A 16,493-nucleotide genomic window follows, 5' to 3' on the forward strand; every position below is an offset into this window, starting at 1 on the left:
AGTGGCGCGGTTTCAAAGGTAATTAGAAACGATGGAAAAGCTTCAAGCAGCACTCGAAAAGGCGAGGGAACACCGGGGCACCGCTACCCCCGTTCCTCCAAATCGGGAGAAAGCGCTCGGTGCGACGCGAGGCAACACGCGATCCGAGCAATCGCTGTCATGGGAAAATATCCCGGAGGTCGCGCTTGATCTTCAACACCTGCTGGACCACCGGATTCTGACGTCGGAGGCAAGCACAGACGAGTCTGCTGGGTTTGACCTCTTGCGCACCAAAATCCAGCTTCAGATGGAAAAGAACGGCTGGAAACGTCTGGCGATCACCTCGCCGACCAAGGCCTCCGGAAAGACAACCGTCTGTGCGAATGTTGCCTTTGCTCTGTCTCGTCAGAAATCGAAGCGCACCATCGTGTTTGAAATGGACATGCGACGCCCATCCATGGCGAAGACCTATGGTCTGAACCCCGCCCGCAGCACGGCGGACCTTCTGCGCGGCGATGTTGAGTTAGAGGACCAAGCGTTTCGCATCGGACCGGACGTAGCGGTTTCGTGCAATCCACAATCTCTGGTATCGCCATCTGACCTGTTCCTTGACCCTCGGACAACGGAGCAGCTCAAGCGGATCGAACGGAGGTTTGCGCCGGACCTGATGATTTTCGACCTTCCACCAATTTACGCAGGGGACGACGCAACAGCGTTCTTCCCCAACGTCGATTGCGTCCTTCTGGTCGCAGAAGCCGAACGCTGCACGATCCAGCAAATTGACAAGAGCGAACGTGAGATCGCTGAACACACGAATTTCCTCGGGGTGGTACTGAACAAGTGCCGCTATCCCGAAGAGCAGGAATCCTACGGGTATTCCTACACATGAAGCAGCTTAGGCTTGGGCGGTCAAAACGCTGACAGTCTGTCCGTCGAACCGACCCGCCGACAACACTCCGGTATGGAATGCACCGGTATCCAGTCCCACGCGCTTGTTGTGAAGCACGGGCCGATCAACCACCGTATGCCCATGGACCACCCAAAGCCCGTCTGACCGTGCGGGCATATTCGCGCGCGGCCGCCCCCATAGCAACGTTGCCTCGGTCTGGTCGTCCCATGGTGTTCTGGGGTCTGTGATCGCATGCGCACACCCAAGTGTCCCGGATCGCCACTGCAACGGCAATTGCGCAACCCAATGCAAAAGAGCGGGGTCAAGATTTGCGAGAACCGCGTCGCGACAGGCTTGTTCGAATGCAACTCCGGGAGGTGCTTTCCAGTCAGCGCCCAGTAAACTTGTCACTGTTTCGCGCCCGCCGTTGAGCAACCACCGCTCGCCCGCTGCCGCAGGATCCGCGAGAAAATCAAGAAACATGCGTTCATGATTGCCCATCAGGCAAACACGACGCACATCCGGAAGTTCAAGAGACAGCAGAGTTTCGAGAACGGCGGCAGAGGACGGCCCACGGTCGATATAGTCCCCTAGGAAAACCAGATCAGCGGGATTACCTGCACGGTCCCCTTCAATCAACTCCAGAAGCTGTTCAAGCAGATCGAGGCGCCCGTGAATATCCCCCACCGCATAAGTCAAGCGATCCGGTCTGGGAACATCTGACGCATCGCCAGTGCTTCGCCCAAGGAGGGCTGCGACAGCTTTAGAAAATGGCGACATGACCGCCCCGGTTTCCAATCACGTCTGGACCTGTGCGAAGGTCCGAATGGTCTTGTGGCGCACCAGATCCGCCACTGCAGAATCGAAGCGTTCGAAGTGCGGCAGAGTCAGGTGCCTGTCGAACATCGACCGGTCATAATACACCTCGTAAAGGAACACTTCGTCAGGTCTTGCGGGGTCCGTGCACACATCGAACCGCAGGCAACCCGGCTCGTCGGCAAGGGACGTGCGCGCATTCTCCAGCATCAGAGGCATGAACGCCTCTGCACCCCCGGGGATCAGTTCAAAGGTAACGGTAACCGCGTACATGGCCTGCCTCGTCAATCGTTCGATCTCTTGCTTGCAGCATGCAGCGCGTCACGGCAAGACTGCACCGCGGGAGGACAGTCATGACAGAATTGAAGATCGCGGTATTCGACGGGGACGGTATCGGCCCCGAGATCATGGCCCCAACGGTGGCCTTGCTCCGAAAACTTTCCGCAAGGGCTTCCGAATACAGCCTGACGTTTGAGACACTGGCAGCCGGTGCCGGCCACTACGCCAAAACCGGAGACGCGCTGCCGAAAGCCTCCGTTGCGGCGGCACGGGCGGCTGACGCAATCCTTCTGTCGGCAATGGGTTTGCCGGATGTCAGGTACGCCGACGGGACAGAAATCACACCGCAAATCGATCTGCGCTTCGAGATGGACCTCTATGCAGGGGTCCGGCCTGTGCGTATCGCTCCGGGTTATCCAAGCCCGCTTGGCGCCCCGGGTGACGTGGACTTCGTGCTTATTCGCGAAAGTACCGAGGGCCTGTTTCATACCAAGGGAAAAGGCACCGTCACCGAGGACTACGCGACAGAGACGCTGAAGCTCACCAGAGCCACCTCAGAGAAACTCTGTCGTTTCGCCTTCGCGCTGGCACGTCAGCGGCGCGACTCCGGGCGTGGGCCGGGCCGCGTAACATGTGTCGACAAAGCCAACGTCTTTCGCGCATTTGCGTGGTTCCGCGAGATCTTCGACGCCGAAGCCGCGCACCATCCGGACCTGGGCGCGGATCACGCGTATGTCGATGCAATGGCGCTTTGGATGGTGCAGAAGCCCGCCGCATTTGACGTCCTTGTGACCGAAAACATGTTCGGCGATATCCTGAGCGACCTTGGCGCAGGGTTGATGGGCGGGCTGGGGCTGGCACCATCCGCAGATATCGGCGACGCCAACGCGGTCTTCCAACCCTGCCATGGAACCGCTCCGGACATTGCGGGCAAGGGGATTGCAAACCCGATGGCGATGATCCTGTCCGCAGCGATGATGCTGGACTGGCTCGCTGTAGAACGAGACCTGCCCGCACTGGCCGCAGACGGCACGCGCCTGCGGGAGGCCGTGGAGCGCGTGTTGCAGTCGAAAGAGGTCCTGACCGGAGACCTTGGCGGGTCTGCGACCACGCAACAGGTGGCCGAGGCAGTCGGGGCCGCGCTGTGACCTTACGAGTTGCGTGCCTTGGCGCCGGGTATTTCGCCCAGTTTCACCATGACGCCTGGCGCAGGATCGACGGGGCCGAACTGAGCGCGGTTGCAGATCGCAATCCTGGTCTTGCGGCCCGCAGTGGGGCTGCTGCCTACGCAGATCTGGGCGTCATGCTCAGGGTACAAGAACCAGACGTTCTAGACATCGTCACGCCCCCCTCCACTCATGCCGACGCCATCAGAGAAGCCCTGACCGCGGGAGTGCGCGCGATCATTTGCCAGAAACCCTTTTGCGAGACACTGCAGGAAGCGCGCGCCGTGGCAGCAGAGGCGGACGCGGCGGATGTACCTCTGATCATTCATGAGAACTTCAGGTTTCAGCCATGGTATCGGGCAATGCGTACCGCGATCGAGGCTGGATCAGTGGGCGACGTCCGGCAGTTCACGTTCCGCATGCGAACGGGCGACGGGCGGGGGCCAGAAGCATACCTTGCCCGGCAACCCTACTTTCAAAAGATGCCACGGTTCCTGGTCCATGAGACCGGCGTGCACTGGGTCGATACATTTCGCTACCTGCTGGGCGAGGCATCGGGTGTTTATGCAGATTTACGACGCGAGAACCCAGCCATCGCGGGGGAAGACGCCGGATACATCCTGTTCGACTACGCAAATGGTTCGCGCGCGCTCTTCGATGCGAACCGAACGCTGGACCACGCCACGCAAGACGCCCGACTGACCTTTGGAGAGGCCTTGCTCGAAGGGACAGAGGCGACACTCGCACTAAGGGGCGACGGGTCTGTCACAACGCGCGCCTTTGGCGCAACGGCTGAAAAAACACTTCTACCCGCCGCATCGTACTCCGGCTTTGCGGGCGATTGTGTCTACGCGTTGCAGAACCACGTCGTGCGCGCGATGGCCGGGGATGGGTCGTTCGAGAACCTTGCGTCCGACTACATGGTGGTGCGCGAGATCGAGGAAGCTGTCTATGCCTCGGCAGAGGCGCGGGCTCGGATGGTTCTGTCCTGAAAAAAAGGGCGGCCCACGTGGACCGCCCTACTACTGATTTAATCAGCCGGCTCCGCTAGTCAGCATAGGCGACCGCGGGCAACCACGTCGTCAATGCCGGGAACTCAAACACGATGAACAGACCGACCAGCTGTAGGATCACGAACGGGATGATCCCACGGTAGATGTGACCCAGGCTCACGCCGGGTGGACAGACGCCCTTTAGGTAGAAGAGCGCAAAGCCCACCGGTGGCGTCAGGAAGCTCGTTTGCAACGTTACCGCCACGAGGATCGCAAACCAGACGACCGCTGGATCACGGACCTGATCGAAGCCCGGCACCGCCAGTTCAAGGCCCTGAATGATCGGCAACATCAACGGCATGATGATGATGGTGATTTCAATCCAGTCCAGCAGGAATCCGAGCAGGAAAATGATGAACAGGATGAACAGAACAATCATGTACGGATCGCTGAAGGCCGACAGGACATACCCCTGAATAATCTCATCGCCCCCGTATCGGCGCATGATGAGGGCAAAGAAATTCGCCGCAAGGAAGATACCCACGATATAGCCGGAGGTGTTGAGGGTGGATCTGCTGACCTCCTTGAGAACCTTGTAGTTCAATCTACCATTGAAGAGCGCCAGCAGCGTCGCGCCGAGCGCGCCGAGACCCGACGCCTCGGTCGGTGTCGCGAAGCCCGCAAAGATGGATCCGAGAACCAGAAGGATCAGGAACATCGGCGGCACCACGGCCAGAAGCACCTCCTTAACGACATCCCAGCCGACCTCGTCGGTCTGTGGTGGCGCGGGCATCGCCTTGGGGTTGATCAGGCCGTATGTCACAATGAACGTGATATAGAGAGCGCCAAGAATCAGCCCCGGAAAAAGAGCACCCATGAACAGATCACCAAGGCTGATCGCCAGCTGGTCAGACATGATCACCAGCATGATGGACGGCGGGATCAGAATGCCGAGCGTGCCGGCTGAGGCAATCGTGCCGGTTGCGATCGGTTTCGAGTAATTCTGTGCCATCATCGCTGGCAGAGCCATCACCCCGAGCAAGGTGACGGACGCGCCAATCACCCCGGTCGACGCTGCGAGGATGATACCGATCAACATCACGGTCAGCGAAAGTCCACCGCGCAGGCCACCAAACAGTTTCTGCATCGACTGCATCATGCGCTGTGCAACACCGGACTGATCCAGCATGAGCCCCATGAAGATGAACATCGGCAGCGCCACCAGGACCGGGTTCTTCACGATGTTCCCAAACAGACGACCGGACAGAACCTGCAGACGCTGATAGTCGATACCCGTTCGATCAAACTCGATGATATCCCGGAACGCGGCCCGGTTCGGGTCGAGAAAGATCTCTGCGATCAGCGCAAAGATCAGGCTGACGCCGACCAATGCAAACGCAACGGGAATCCCGCGAAACAGCAGAAAGATGAAAACGCCGAACATGGCAAGAACAGCGAATTCGTTGAGGGTCAGAAACTGGCCCAGAAATTCCAGAAGGAACATGCGTCAGTACCCCGTATCGCGTGCGCGATCGCGCAGGTAAGCCAGTCCGATGACCAGGAAGGTGACGACCACTGTGATCATGATCGTATACGGAATCTCCTCAACACCGACTTCAAGTTCGCCGAAGATGGGGTTCCGCCCAATCTCGCGGTTCGTGACTTCGCCCGAAGTTGTCAGGCGCAGGAACCACCAGATTCCGTAGAAGACGATCAGATTGATCAGAAACATGGTCGACGGGAAGGCGAACAACAACTGCTTCCAAAGCACCGGTTCGGTCAGCTTGTTCAGGAAGCGGATGTAAGCAGCCCAGATCGCAACCCCGATGAAGATGAAGGCCACATTCATGAAAACCTTCAGAATCCATAGATTGTGCAGCCCGTTCGGGCTGTCGGAGCCCTCATCTGCACTGACCGAGGCGATGGCATAGTGGACTGTCACATCCCAGCACAGAATGATGAAAGGCAGGAAGAGCCAGACAAGACCAAAGATCTCAATCCTCGATTTCTTGTCCTCGCGGTAATTGTCGAAGAAAATGTCAACCCGCACATGTGCATTATTGGTCACGGCATATGCGATCCCGACTAGAACAGCGGAGCCGTACAGCCACCATTGCAAGTCATCGAGCCAAGCCTGGTTGAAACCCGAACTGCGCAAAACGACTTGCGCACAGATCGCAATCATCAGGATCGGGAACAGCCAAGCAGCGACGTTCGAGACCTGAACCACGAACCGGTCGCCGCGCGTGTGTTCGGCGCGACCGACCTCTCCGGGATCGGAGAGCTTTATGATGTCTTCGACAGGTTCCATGCATCCTCCGGATTTCGCTCTCCATCCCAAGAGCGCGAGAAAGCCGGAGCGACACCATTGGTCGCTCCGGCTCAAGTTTTTGTCAGCGGCTTAGTTCCAGGGACGCGGCAGATAGATGTTGTTGCCCCAGGTCTTGTAGCCTTCGCGGAACTCTTGCAGATCGGCCCAGGCTTTGGCGAACATTTCGTCACCTTCAGCCAGTTCGGCGGCCACTTCGAGCCATGCGGCTTCGAACGCGCGCAGCTGCTCCGGGGTCCACTGCTTGATGGTGACACCGCGGTTCTCCACGTTTTCGACCATAGCCGGGAAGTTAAGCGCTTCGCCTTCTGCAAAGTTGTCGGTGATGTTCGCCATGCAGGCGATCTCGATCTGCTTCTGGCTCAACTCGTCCAGTTCTTCCCAGCGATCCTTGTTGATCAGCAGTTCAAACAGGGTCGAAGGCTGGTGCCAGCCGGGGAAATAGTTGAACTTCGCGATGTTGTAGAAACCCAGGCGCGCATCCACGATGGGCATCGAGAACTCAGTCGCATCAATCGCGCCACGCTCCAGCGCCGGGAAGATGTCACCACCAGCCAGCAGAGAGGTTGAGACGCCCAGCTTTTGCATCACTTCGGCGCCGAGGCCGAAGAAGCGCATGTTCAGACCTTGCAGGTCCTCGAGGGTGTTGATTTCTTCCTTGAACCAGCCGGACGTTTCCGGGGCGTAGGTGCCGCAGAGCATCACGTGCACGTTGTAGCCATTGGTGTCATACATCTCACGCATCAGCGTCAGACCGTCATCGTAGAGCATCCATGCCAGCATTTCGCCCGGCTCGGGACCGAACGGAACGGCCGCGAACAGACCTGCGGCATCCATCTTGCCCTGCCAGTAGCCGGAGGTTGTGTACGCGGCATCGACAGAGCCGCTGGACACGGCGTCCAGTGCTTCGAGAACGGGCACAAGCTCACCGGGATCGAAATGCTCGAACTCGACGCTTTCGGAGATGCTGTTGATCTTGTCGGTGAAGTTGACAGCCGCCGTGCCGAGGATCGGCAGGTTCTTACCGAACGCAGATGTCATTTCGAGCACCTCTTGCGCCTGAGCGCCGGACGCAGCGATACTAAGGCAGCAGGCTGCTGCCATCGTTTTGAATTTCATGGATCTCCCTCCCTAGGTTTACCATGTATTTTGGTGGTTTTTTCCACCTTTGAACACGGCCGAAACCGGCCAAATACGTCCCACGAGCATCAAAAAAACGGGCCTATAATACAACCCGCTTTCTAAGAAAATTTACTTGTTGGTTTTCAGGCATTTAGACGGATAGCCAAGAAAAACACTGCGGCGCATACCCACTACTACGCAGAAAGGGGTAACCCCATGCGGACGCAGAAGATTTCACGCAGTCCGGCGATGCCACCCGCTCACAGAAACCGGATCAGAACCCACGCCACAAGCCCAAGCTGCACCATGTTCAGGGCAACCGACAGACCGTGCAACATATCGAACTTGCGCTTGGCCGTGGCATCACCCGCCGTGAATGCGTCGCGCGCGCTGTTGATGCGGGGCATCAGCCCCTGTCGGGCCACCAGGGCTATCGCTGCCGTTCCGATCATGAGCCCGACCGATAACCGATCCAGCGGCCAAAGCAGACCGGCACCAAGGGCGGAAACCGCGATGATGAACAGGTAATACCAGGGGAACGCGCGGCGCAGCAGACGTCCCGCAGCCTCTGCCCGCAGTTCCGCGAACAAAAGCGGCGCGAACCCGAAAGAATAGAGTGTCATGCCGCCAAAAAGCGTGGCCGTTGCCAGGAGCGCTGCGCTTTCCATTATTCGGCCTTGGTCGGTGTGACCGCATGGCCCATGTAAATGATGGCCGTTCCGGGCAGGCGCCCAAATGTAAAATCCCCCCGGCGTGTCAGCCCTCGTGGTCCCAGGCCCGTGAATGGGCCAACCTCGAACCCGGATGCCTCCAAGGCGGTGCGCAACTCGTCCGGTTTGATGAACATCTCCGGATCGTGCGTGCCCTTCGGCAGCAGTCCGAGCGTGTCCTCCGCCAAAGTGATGACGGCAAACCGTGCCAGCGGGTTTCTGTTGATGGTATCGAACAGAAACACGCCGCCCGGTTTCAAGACACGGTCGACTTCAGACAGGACCTTGGAGAGATCCGCGACGTGTTCCAACACGTCGACGCAAACCACGATATCAAAAGCGTCGTCATCGTACGGCAACGCTTCACCGACCCCAACGTCGTACCGGATCTCCAGCCCGGTTTCCGCAGCATGCGCTTGCGCGGCGCTGATCGCCTGCGCTGCGGGATCGATACCCGTGACCCAAGCGCCTTTCTTTGCAATGGCTTCGGCCATGAATCCCCCCGCACAACCGAGGTCGAGAACCTGAGCGCCGGGCCAATGGACAAACCGGTCAAAGTACGCCAGCCGTCCCGGCACCATGTTCTTGAGAGTGCGCACCCACCGGGTTTCGTCGGACCACCACCGATCTGCCTCGGCGTCGTAGATACTCAGGTCGTTACGGACAATGGTTGATCCGTCAGGCATCATGCGCTCTCCTTCGTGTCAGTCTTGGCAGCCAATACGGCACCCGCGCCTGATAGGCGTGAAAACGGTCCCCGTAGTATCGGGAAAATCGACGCTCTTTCAGGCGTGGGGCGGCAATGCAATAGGCGGTGTAGGTGATCGCGATCATCAACTGGTCCGGGGTCCAGACCGGCACGCACCACAGGACCAGGGCAAACGAGACATAGATCGGTTGCCTTACGATGCGGAACAGACCCTGTTCCGGCATGTCGGGGTACACCGGTGGTGCGTTTCTGAGCAAGGCCACCCATCCCAACGACCCTGCTTGCACGGTCGGGCCGGCGTCGAACGACGCCTTGGTCAGAAGAACCCAACTGGCGGCATACGCCATGCAAAAGAGCCACAACGCAGCCCCTTCGGCGACCCAGAGAACAACCCCTGAGGGTGACCACATCGTAAACAGCAGCAGCAGTTGGAGTGACGCCAAGGTCGCATAGGTGGTCGTCGCAAGCGTTTTTCCGGTCCCGAATGGCGCCAACCGTGTCAGCACGCGCCGTCCGCGGTCGCTCAGGAAAAACGAATGTCCCAGCGGAAACTGCAGCAAAAGAGCCGCATTTGCGACCCAAGCCCAGAGCCCGGTCAATGTCCCGAACCCGCTTTGCATCCCGGTGAACAGGCCTATCAGCATTGCGAGCCCCGCCAACGCGAAAACCCCGTGGCACACAACGCCATAGGTCACTGCCAGCGCAACCCGTTCACGATCTGACAACGGCTGTTCGGTCATTGCCGTCAGGTAGAGCGCGCACCTGTTCTGTCTAGCTGGCGCGGATGCGTCAGGCCGTCTCGATTTCCGACAGGCCGAGTTCGACCACCATCGCGGCCCGCATTTCGAATTTCTGGGGTTTTCCCGTCACCGTCATGGGCAGACTGTCGCGGAACTGGATCGTTGTCGGCACTTTGTAATGCGCGATCCGGTCCTTGCAAAATGCCGCGATACTGGCTTCGGAGGGTGTTGCCCCGGGTTTTGGTACAATCCAGGCGCAAACGCTCTCCCCGAACTTACGGTCGGGGATACCAAAAACCTGCACCTGGCTGACATCGGGATGCGTATACAGAAACTCTTCGATCTCGCGTGGATAGATATTCTCGCCTCCACGGATGATCATGTCTTTCAGACGACCCGTGATCTTGCAGAACCCCTCTTCATCCAAAGTCGCGAGGTCGCCGGTATGCATCCATCCGTCAGCATCAATCGCCTCCGATGTCTTCTCCGGCTCATCCCAATACCCCTGCATTACCGAGTAACCGCGGGTCCAAAGCTCGCCCTGCGCACCAACCGGTACAGGTTGCCCCGTCGCGTCGACGATCTTGACCTCGACATGCGGCTGGATACGCCCGACCGAGGCAACACGCTTTTCCAACGGATCATCCACCGCGGATTGGAACGACACCGGGCTGGTCTCCGTCATGCCGTAGGCGATTGTGACCTCATCCATATGCATCTCGGATTGCACACGGCGCATGATTTCGATGGGAACCGGAGCGCCCGCCAAGATGCCTGTTCGCATCATATGCAAGTCGAACTCCGGGAAATCGTCATGCTGAAGCATTGCGACAACCATTGTCGGCACTGCATAAAGCCCAGTACAGGCTTCATCTTCCAATGTCGCAAGCGTTGTGCGTGCATCGAATCCCTGGGCCGGAACGACGATCGTGGCGCCCTTGGTGACACAGCCGAGCGTTCCCATCACCATGCCAAAACAGTGGTAGAACGGCACCGGGATGCACAGGCGGTCCTCAGCGGTCAAACCGATGGCATCTGTCACGAAGCGCGCATTGTTGACGATATTTCGATGCGTGAGGGTCGCGCCCTTGGGTTGTCCGGTCGTACCAGACGTGAACTGGATGTTCACTGGGTCATTGCAGTCCAACCCCTCTGAAATCTCGTCCAGCGCGGCAGAGGGCACATCACGCCCCCAATCGACCACGTCAGGGAACGACAAGCATCCCGGCGGTGGCATGTCGTCCATCACAATCACCGATCGCAGGTCAGGCAGGCGCTCGCTGATCAGCGTTCCGGGTTTGGCCTGCATCAACTCCGGCGCAAGCGCGTTGATCATTGCGACGTAGTCGGACTCCTTGAACCGCGGCGCCAGGATCAGAGCCTTGCACCCGGTTTTTCGCAGTGCGAATTCCAGCTCACTGGTCCGGTAAGCCGGGTTCACGTTGACGAGGATAACGCCGAGCCGAGCCGTGGCAAACTGCGCCAATAGCCATTCGGGACGATTTGGCGCCCAGACCCCCAGACGATCGCCTTTGTTCAGGCCGAGGCGCAAAAGCCCGCCAGCAAGGGCGTCGACCTCGCGTTGAAAGTCGTCGTATGTCCACCGGATACCGTGTTCGACAAACACGGCAGCTTCACGATCCGGAAACCTGTCAACGGTTCCGGAAAGCAGCGCTGGGATCGTGATTTCCAGCAGCGGAGTGGTCGTGTCGCCGTAGACGTAGCTCTGCCCCGCGTCGGGCACGCGCAGCGCACCGATCGCAGGGGTCAGTCGGGCCGATTGTTTCACGGCATCCTCCCGGTTTGGTCGTTGGGTGCCGCCGTTAAAGCGATGGCTATTTTTCTTGGTCTTGAGACTCGCTGGGTCTGAAGCAGCGGGCATTGGACTAAAGTGCCATTCGTACGCACGTTATGTCAACCAAGGTACATTTCAGATACGCCTAATTACGCAGCACCCCGCCACTCTTTCGCGCCCGTAGCACTCACCAGCTGCGACAAGACCCAAGAATGCGAGAAGTTTGCGGGCGTAAAGTCGCAAATCCTTAACAAACCGTTGACCCGTTTTCGGCTTCTGCGTTGACTCACATTGGGAGGCGAAAGGACATTACGATGAAGATGTTCGCCGTGCCTGAAATGTATTGCCCAAAGTGTTCAGGCTCGATCCGTACAGCCCTGACAGCGCTTGATCCCGCGGCGAAAATCGAAGCCAATGTCGAGTTGAGGTACGTGCGCCTCGAAACGGAAGCTTCGGACGCGCAAGTGCTTATGGCCCTCAACGAAATCGGTTTCGCTGCAAACGTGCGCAGCTGAACTTTACCCGTCGGAACGGGCCTGACCGACCAGATCGATCAGTCGCGCTTCGTCCACCAGTCCGGGCAGAATGGTATCCCCGACAACAAACGACGGCGTTCCCGTGATCCCGAGGGACTGCGCCAGCGACATCGAGGTCTCGATATGTTCCGACACGGCGGCCGACTCCATATCGGTACGCAGTTGCGCCGTGTCTATGCCCACTTCTTCTGCAACGGTCATCACGGCAGCCTCGGTTATCCGGCCCGACAGCCCCATCAAACCCCAGTGAAGCTCTTCGTAGAGCCCCTGCTCACGTGCTGCGAGTGCGGCGCGCGACGCAAAGACTGACGCGTCTCCGAGAATGGGAAACTCCCGGAACACGATCCGAACACTGTCATCGGCAGCCAAAAGGCCTTCGATCACAGGTTTGGCACGGCGGCAGTAGGGACAGTTGTAGTCAAAGAACTCGATGACCGTGACATCGCCATCGGGATTTCCGAGAACCGGCGCATTCTCGTCCTGCTCCAGAAGCGCGCGCTGCGTTTCGAGCGTTTCTGCCGCTGTTGCCGCTTGTGCAGCGGCGTCCCTTTCCCGAAGGATGGCGACGGCGTCCATGACGATCTGCGGGTTCTCGAGAATCGCTTCGAGTGCGAGTTCCTTGATCCGCTCCTCGCTCAGGTCCTGGGACAGAGCCGGTAGCGCAGTCACAGCCACCAGCGTTAACGAAAGGGCAAGGCGTTTGATCATAACATGGTCCTCAGGTCGAGCGCGCCGTAAATGGCGCGGATTTGGCGCAACACTGACGGAAGTCGTCCAAGGCGTCAAAGCCCTTGCGGTCTCGGGCGGGTTTTGGCCGCATCCCTCGCGCGGTTGTGAAGCTGAAAATCGTGAAAGGCCATGATAAAACCACGTTTGTTTGCGACAGAATCGGTTCGGTCGGCAGGTAAGTGACGTCAGGAGATTGGTATGATTTCGAAACGCGCATTTATGGCGCTTGGCGCAGCGGCGCTGGGAACCCCGTCAACCACGTTTGCCCAATCAGGATTTCAGCTCGATCCCCGATTTGAGCCACAGGTCGTGCCGCTCCGGTATCCCTTCCAACCGGGCCAGATTCTTGTTCTGCCGCAAGCACATTATCTCTACTTCGTGATGCCAGGCAATCAGGCGATGCGCTACGGTGTCGGCGTCGGCAAGGCCGGTCTTGAGTTCAAGGGCAACGCCGTAATCCAACGCAAAGCCGTCTGGCCTGACTGGCGCCCGACGGACGAAATGATCGAGCGCGAACCACACAAGTACGAAAAATACGCGGATGGCGTGCCTGGCGGGCCCGGCAACCCCTTGGGCGCGCGCGCATTGTATCTTTATCAGAACGGCATCGATACGTATTTCCGTATCCACGGCACAACCGAACCCTGGTCAATTGGCCGGTCTGCCTCGAACGGGTGTATCCGGATGATCGATGAGCATGTGATCGATCTTTACGAACGCGTGCCCCGCGGGTCGATCGTCACCGTTCTGTAAACAACGCCCTAAAGCGGGCATACTCGGCCCCTTCGTTCAAGGAAGCAGGATGCCTTTGAGATTGCCCCGACGCGCGCTGGTGCTGGGTGGCGGGGTAGCTGCGGCGGTTGGCTGGACGGAAGGCCTTTGGCCAATTCTGTCCGGATCTCGCGCTCTCGATGACATCGAATTCCGACCGATAGACGGCATGCCCGGATACAGGCAGGTCGCGAGCAGCGCTGCAACCAGCGGTGGCTTCGATCCTTTTGTCGGTCTGCAGGTGCCCGATGCCGTGGGACACAAGAACACGCCGGACCCGGTAATCCCGAATGATCCTTGCACTGCTCTCTATGGCGACGACTTTGACACCCGCGTTCCCCTTGCGGTCTTCACCGACTACAACTGCCCATACTGCCGGGTGCTTGATCGACGACTTCTTCGCCTCGCAGACCAACGCGCAAGTGAGATCACGTTGAAGGTGCACCAACTGCCTCTTTTGGGCGAAGCCAGCCTGTGGGGCGCGCGCGGCGCGCTCGCTGCGGGGCAACAAGACGCATACATCGCCTTTCACAACCGCTTGATGGGCGCAGCTTTTTTGATCGAACCAAACTATCTTCGAGAGGTCGCAAAATCCATGAACCTTGACGGAGACCAGCTCATGCAAGACGCCACAGGGCCTGAAGTGTCCCGTCAGATCGCAGAATCGCGATCTTTCGCTACCCGGCTGGGTATCATCGGCACGCCTGGTACGCTTGTTGGGCGAACTCTGGTCATGGGAAATGTTACAGATGCCCTGCTGGAGAGGTTGATCCAGCTCGAAGCGGACGAGGGCTCCGCCCCGAATTGCGCGGCATTCGCATGAAGGTCATCGTGCCATTTCTGCTTGCAATCGCGGCGTGGATTCTCGCGGCCCCTGTGTCCTTCGCGGCGGCCTCGGACGTTCACGATGGGCCGACAACGAAGATGCAGCTTGTCACCGCCGAAAATGGGGTGGCCCCGAATGCTCGGTTCGTATCGGCGGGCTTACACATTGAACTCGACGAGGGATGGAAAGCCTACTGGCGCTCACCCGGCGAAGTCGGACTGCCCCCGGAGATTGATTGGTCAGGTTCAGAAAACCTCGAGTCCGTTGAAATGCTGTGGCCTGCACCAACGCGGTTCCGTGCCTTCGGGATCGAGAACTTCGGCTACGAAAAAGCGGTCACGCTGCCCCTGAATATCACGCTATCGAATCCCGGCGCGCCTGCCGAACTGCGGGCAAAGGTCTTTTTGCTGGTGTGCGAAGACATTTGCATCCCCGAAGAAGCGGAGCTGGCTCTGTCCTTGCCCCTCGGATCGGGGATAGACGCGAATGCAGCAAGTCTGATTGCAGCCTCCGCCGATCTGATACCCGATGACATAAGTCGCAGCGATGTCGCCTTGCGCAGCGCCGCGTTCACCGATGATGGCGCAGCTCTGGTGATCGAAGCGGTGCATCCCACCGGGTGGAGCACGCCCGACGTTTTTCCCGAACTTGGAGAGGGTGTTGCCTTTGGCGCGCCCGATATTCGGCTCGGGGATGCAGACCGCTTGCTTTGGGCGTCGCTCCCTATCCTGTCAGACCCTGTGACCGACCCGAAAACGCAGGCAGAGATGCTGCGCCTCACACTGACGGACGGATCCCTGGCCGTGGACGCGCAGCGCCCTGCGTTGAGTGACACCCCGGCCAACCCGCCCTTCGCACTGGTTGGCTCGCAGACGAGTTTTGCGGATCTTCTGTCTATCGCGCTGCTTGCCATCCTCGGTGGCTTGATCCTGAACGTGATGCCCTGTGTGCTCCCGGTGCTTTCGATCAAGCTCGCCTCGGCCATCAAGGCCGTTGACCATTCTGCTGCGCGGGTACGGGGTGGGTTTCTGATGTCTGCACTGGGCGTGTTGACCTTCATGTGGGTCCTCGCAATAGCCACCCTTGCGGCCCGCGGCATGGGGATGACAGTTGGATGGGGCCTTCAATTCCAGAACCCGATCTTTCTTGGCGTCTTGCTGCTGATCATCGCGGTCTTCGCCGCCAATATGCTGGGCCTGTTCGAGATCAACCTCCCCTCTGGGCTGATGACCCGTTTATCCGGCGCGGGGTCCGGTGGCGGCTACGGCGGCGATTTTGCAACGGGCGCCTTTGCCGCGATCCTGGCAACCCCATGTTCCGCGCCGTTTCTGGGCACCGCAATTGCATTCGCCATGGCGGGTCGTCCCGTTGATATCGTGGTGATTTTCACCGCGCTCGGTCTGGGCCTCGCCCTGCCTTATCTGCTGGTCGCAGCAAAACCCGGTCTTGTTCGTATGCTGCCGAAACCGGGGCGTTGGATGACAGTTCTGAAGATCGTCCTCGGGGGGCTGCTTGCACTCACCGCCGCGTGGCTCTTGTGGGTTCTGCTCGGCGTTGCCGGCCCGCGCGCGGCTGTGGCAATGGCCGTAATGACCGGGCTTCTGATCGTCCTCTTTTCGCCCGTAGGTCGCGCGTTGGGCAAGGTACGCGCCGGCGTTGCCGCCGCGGTAGCCGTGCTTGCGCTCGCCGTCCCGGCAGTGATCAAACCCGCTCCGATCCTGGTGGCAACAGGCGCCGAAACGGAATGGGCGGGGTTCGACAGGGGAGAGATTGCGCGGATGGTGTCCCAAGGGACCGTGGTATTCGTCGATGTGACCGCTGACTGGTGTCTGACGTGCAAGGCCAACAAGGCTCTTGTTCTGGACCGCGACCCCGTCGCGTCTGTCTTGGCGCAAGACGGTGTCGTGGCGATGCAGGCCGACTGGACGCGCCCAAGCGATCTGATCGCTGGGTTCCTGCAAGACTTCGGTCGCTTCGGCATCCCGTTCAATGTCGTCTACGGGCCGGGCGCTCCTGAGGGTCTCCCGCTGCCGGAACTGCTGTCCGCGGACGCAGTTATGGAGGCGTTGACCACGGCAAGTGGTGCGCAAGTGGCCAGCCGCTAA

General features: G+C 59.3%; 17 protein-coding genes. 7 read left to right on the top strand and 10 right to left on the bottom strand.

Features of this window, described 5'->3' with window-relative positions; translation table 11 throughout:
* The first annotated feature begins 31 nt into the window (after positions 1 to 31).
* Entirely contained in the window at positions 32 to 868 is an 837-nt protein-coding gene (locus ACP15N_RS10770) for a CpsD/CapB family tyrosine-protein kinase (RefSeq protein ID WP_425092275.1), read from the top strand.
* A gap of 6 nt (positions 869 to 874) precedes the next feature.
* Here ACP15N_RS10770 and ACP15N_RS10775 read toward each other — a convergent pair whose 3' ends face one another.
* Together ACP15N_RS10775 and ACP15N_RS10780 are read right to left on the bottom strand one after the other, a co-directional pair.
* Positions 875 to 1,648 carry a metallophosphoesterase gene (locus ACP15N_RS10775; protein ID WP_425092276.1) on the bottom strand — a complete coding sequence of 258 codons (774 nt, stop codon included), beginning with the start codon at positions 1,646 to 1,648 and terminating at the stop codon, positions 875 to 877.
* Between the two features lie 18 nt (positions 1,649 to 1,666).
* Positions 1,667 to 1,957 (bottom strand): putative quinol monooxygenase, encoded by a 291-nt coding sequence (locus ACP15N_RS10780; RefSeq protein WP_425092277.1) that lies wholly within the window; start codon positions 1,955 to 1,957, stop codon positions 1,667 to 1,669.
* Positions 1,958 to 2,037: 80 nt separating this feature from the next.
* Between ACP15N_RS10780 and ACP15N_RS10785 the strand changes: the two genes are divergently transcribed.
* Both ACP15N_RS10785 and ACP15N_RS10790 read left to right on the top strand, forming a co-directional pair.
* Positions 2,038 to 3,111: an isocitrate/isopropylmalate dehydrogenase family protein gene (locus tag ACP15N_RS10785; protein WP_425092278.1), complete on the top strand. Its 1,074-nt coding sequence runs from the start codon at positions 2,038 to 2,040 to the stop codon at positions 3,109 to 3,111.
* Positions 3,108 to 4,121: a Gfo/Idh/MocA family protein gene (locus ACP15N_RS10790; RefSeq protein ID WP_425092279.1), complete on the top strand. Its 1,014-nt coding sequence runs from the start codon at positions 3,108 to 3,110 to the stop codon at positions 4,119 to 4,121. The genes ACP15N_RS10785 and ACP15N_RS10790 overlap by 4 nt, the downstream gene beginning before the upstream one ends.
* Positions 4,122 to 4,176: 55 nt before the next feature.
* On the opposite strand, the gene ACP15N_RS10795 is transcribed toward ACP15N_RS10790, so the two are convergent.
* The 7 genes from ACP15N_RS10795 to ACP15N_RS10825 form a co-directional block, all read right to left on the bottom strand.
* Positions 4,177 to 5,625: a TRAP transporter large permease gene (locus ACP15N_RS10795; protein ID WP_425092280.1), complete on the bottom strand. Its 1,449-nt coding sequence runs from the start codon at positions 5,623 to 5,625 to the stop codon at positions 4,177 to 4,179.
* A 3-nt stretch (positions 5,626 to 5,628) separates the two neighbouring features.
* Entirely contained in the window at positions 5,629 to 6,432 is an 804-nt protein-coding gene (locus tag ACP15N_RS10800; protein ID WP_425092281.1) for a TRAP transporter small permease subunit, read from the bottom strand.
* 90 nt (positions 6,433 to 6,522) lie between these two features.
* Positions 6,523 to 7,569, bottom strand: coding sequence for a TRAP transporter substrate-binding protein (locus ACP15N_RS10805; RefSeq protein ID WP_425092282.1), 1,047 nt, complete (start codon positions 7,567 to 7,569; stop codon positions 6,523 to 6,525).
* Between the two features lie 263 nt (positions 7,570 to 7,832).
* The gene (locus ACP15N_RS10810; protein WP_425092283.1) at positions 7,833 to 8,240 is read right to left on the bottom strand and encodes a DUF4149 domain-containing protein; all 408 of its coding nucleotides are present in this window, start codon (positions 8,238 to 8,240) and stop codon (positions 7,833 to 7,835) included.
* Entirely contained in the window at positions 8,240 to 8,968 is a 729-nt protein-coding gene (ubiG, locus tag ACP15N_RS10815) for a bifunctional 2-polyprenyl-6-hydroxyphenol methylase/3-demethylubiquinol 3-O-methyltransferase UbiG (RefSeq protein ID WP_425092284.1), read from the bottom strand. Before ubiG ends, ACP15N_RS10810 begins: the two co-directional genes overlap by 1 nt.
* Positions 8,961 to 9,731, bottom strand: a complete 771-nt coding sequence (locus ACP15N_RS10820) for a methyltransferase family protein (RefSeq protein WP_425092285.1) — start codon at positions 9,729 to 9,731, stop codon at positions 8,961 to 8,963. The genes ubiG and ACP15N_RS10820 overlap by 8 nt, the downstream gene beginning before the upstream one ends.
* Before the next feature lie 49 nt (positions 9,732 to 9,780).
* The gene (locus tag ACP15N_RS10825; protein ID WP_425092286.1) at positions 9,781 to 11,520 is read right to left on the bottom strand and encodes an AMP-binding protein; all 1,740 of its coding nucleotides are present in this window, start codon (positions 11,518 to 11,520) and stop codon (positions 9,781 to 9,783) included.
* Positions 11,521 to 11,840: 320 nt separating this feature from the next.
* Between ACP15N_RS10825 and ACP15N_RS10830 the strand changes: the two genes are divergently transcribed.
* Positions 11,841 to 12,041: a cation transporter gene (locus ACP15N_RS10830; RefSeq protein WP_425092287.1), complete on the top strand. Its 201-nt coding sequence runs from the start codon at positions 11,841 to 11,843 to the stop codon at positions 12,039 to 12,041.
* Between the two features lie 3 nt (positions 12,042 to 12,044).
* On the opposite strand, the gene ACP15N_RS10835 is transcribed toward ACP15N_RS10830, so the two are convergent.
* Positions 12,045 to 12,770: a DsbA family protein gene (locus tag ACP15N_RS10835; RefSeq protein ID WP_425092288.1), complete on the bottom strand. Its 726-nt coding sequence runs from the start codon at positions 12,768 to 12,770 to the stop codon at positions 12,045 to 12,047.
* A gap of 219 nt (positions 12,771 to 12,989) precedes the next feature.
* On the opposite strand from ACP15N_RS10835, the gene ACP15N_RS10840 reads away from it, so the two are divergent.
* The 3 genes from ACP15N_RS10840 to ACP15N_RS10850 are packed head-to-tail and all read left to right on the top strand — an operon-like array spanning position 12,990 to position 16,493.
* Positions 12,990 to 13,544: a L,D-transpeptidase gene (locus ACP15N_RS10840; protein ID WP_425092289.1), complete on the top strand. Its 555-nt coding sequence runs from the start codon at positions 12,990 to 12,992 to the stop codon at positions 13,542 to 13,544.
* 49 nt (positions 13,545 to 13,593) lie between these two features.
* The gene (locus ACP15N_RS10845) at positions 13,594 to 14,385 is read left to right on the top strand and encodes a DsbA family protein (RefSeq protein ID WP_425092290.1); all 792 of its coding nucleotides are present in this window, start codon (positions 13,594 to 13,596) and stop codon (positions 14,383 to 14,385) included.
* Between the two features lie 8 nt (positions 14,386 to 14,393).
* Positions 14,394 to 16,493, top strand: a complete 2,100-nt coding sequence (locus ACP15N_RS10850; RefSeq protein WP_425092291.1) for a protein-disulfide reductase DsbD family protein — start codon at positions 14,394 to 14,396, stop codon at positions 16,491 to 16,493.

Source organism: Tropicimonas sp. S265A, assembly GCF_049800835.1.
GTDB lineage: Bacteria > Pseudomonadota > Alphaproteobacteria > Rhodobacterales > Rhodobacteraceae > Dinoroseobacter.

Bases quoted from the DNA above. Each gene is read 5' to 3' on its own strand.
- ACP15N_RS10840 (WP_425092289.1), top strand. From the start codon at position 12,990: ATGATTTCGAAACGCGCATTTATGGCGCTTGGCGCAGCGGCGCTGGGA.
- ACP15N_RS10820 (WP_425092285.1), bottom strand. From the start codon at position 9,731: ATGACCGAACAGCCGTTGTCAGATCGTGAACGGGTTGCGCTGGCAGTG.
- ACP15N_RS10835 (WP_425092288.1), bottom strand. From the start codon at position 12,770: ATGATCAAACGCCTTGCCCTTTCGTTAACGCTGGTGGCTGTGACTGCG.
- ACP15N_RS10780 (WP_425092277.1), bottom strand. From the start codon at position 1,957: ATGTACGCGGTTACCGTTACCTTTGAACTGATCCCCGGGGGTGCAGAG.
- ACP15N_RS10810 (WP_425092283.1), bottom strand. From the start codon at position 8,240: ATGGAAAGCGCAGCGCTCCTGGCAACGGCCACGCTTTTTGGCGGCATG.
- ubiG (WP_425092284.1), bottom strand. From the start codon at position 8,968: ATGCCTGACGGATCAACCATTGTCCGTAACGACCTGAGTATCTACGAC.
- ACP15N_RS10845 (WP_425092290.1), top strand. From the start codon at position 13,594: ATGCCTTTGAGATTGCCCCGACGCGCGCTGGTGCTGGGTGGCGGGGTA.
- ACP15N_RS10795 (WP_425092280.1), bottom strand. From the start codon at position 5,625: ATGTTCCTTCTGGAATTTCTGGGCCAGTTTCTGACCCTCAACGAATTC.
- ACP15N_RS10800 (WP_425092281.1), bottom strand. From the start codon at position 6,432: ATGGAACCTGTCGAAGACATCATAAAGCTCTCCGATCCCGGAGAGGTC.
- ACP15N_RS10775 (WP_425092276.1), bottom strand. From the start codon at position 1,648: ATGTCGCCATTTTCTAAAGCTGTCGCAGCCCTCCTTGGGCGAAGCACT.
- ACP15N_RS10830 (WP_425092287.1), top strand. From the start codon at position 11,841: ATGAAGATGTTCGCCGTGCCTGAAATGTATTGCCCAAAGTGTTCAGGC.
- ACP15N_RS10785 (WP_425092278.1), top strand. From the start codon at position 2,038: ATGACAGAATTGAAGATCGCGGTATTCGACGGGGACGGTATCGGCCCC.
- ACP15N_RS10770 (WP_425092275.1), top strand. From the start codon at position 32: ATGGAAAAGCTTCAAGCAGCACTCGAAAAGGCGAGGGAACACCGGGGC.
- ACP15N_RS10805 (WP_425092282.1), bottom strand. From the start codon at position 7,569: ATGAAATTCAAAACGATGGCAGCAGCCTGCTGCCTTAGTATCGCTGCG.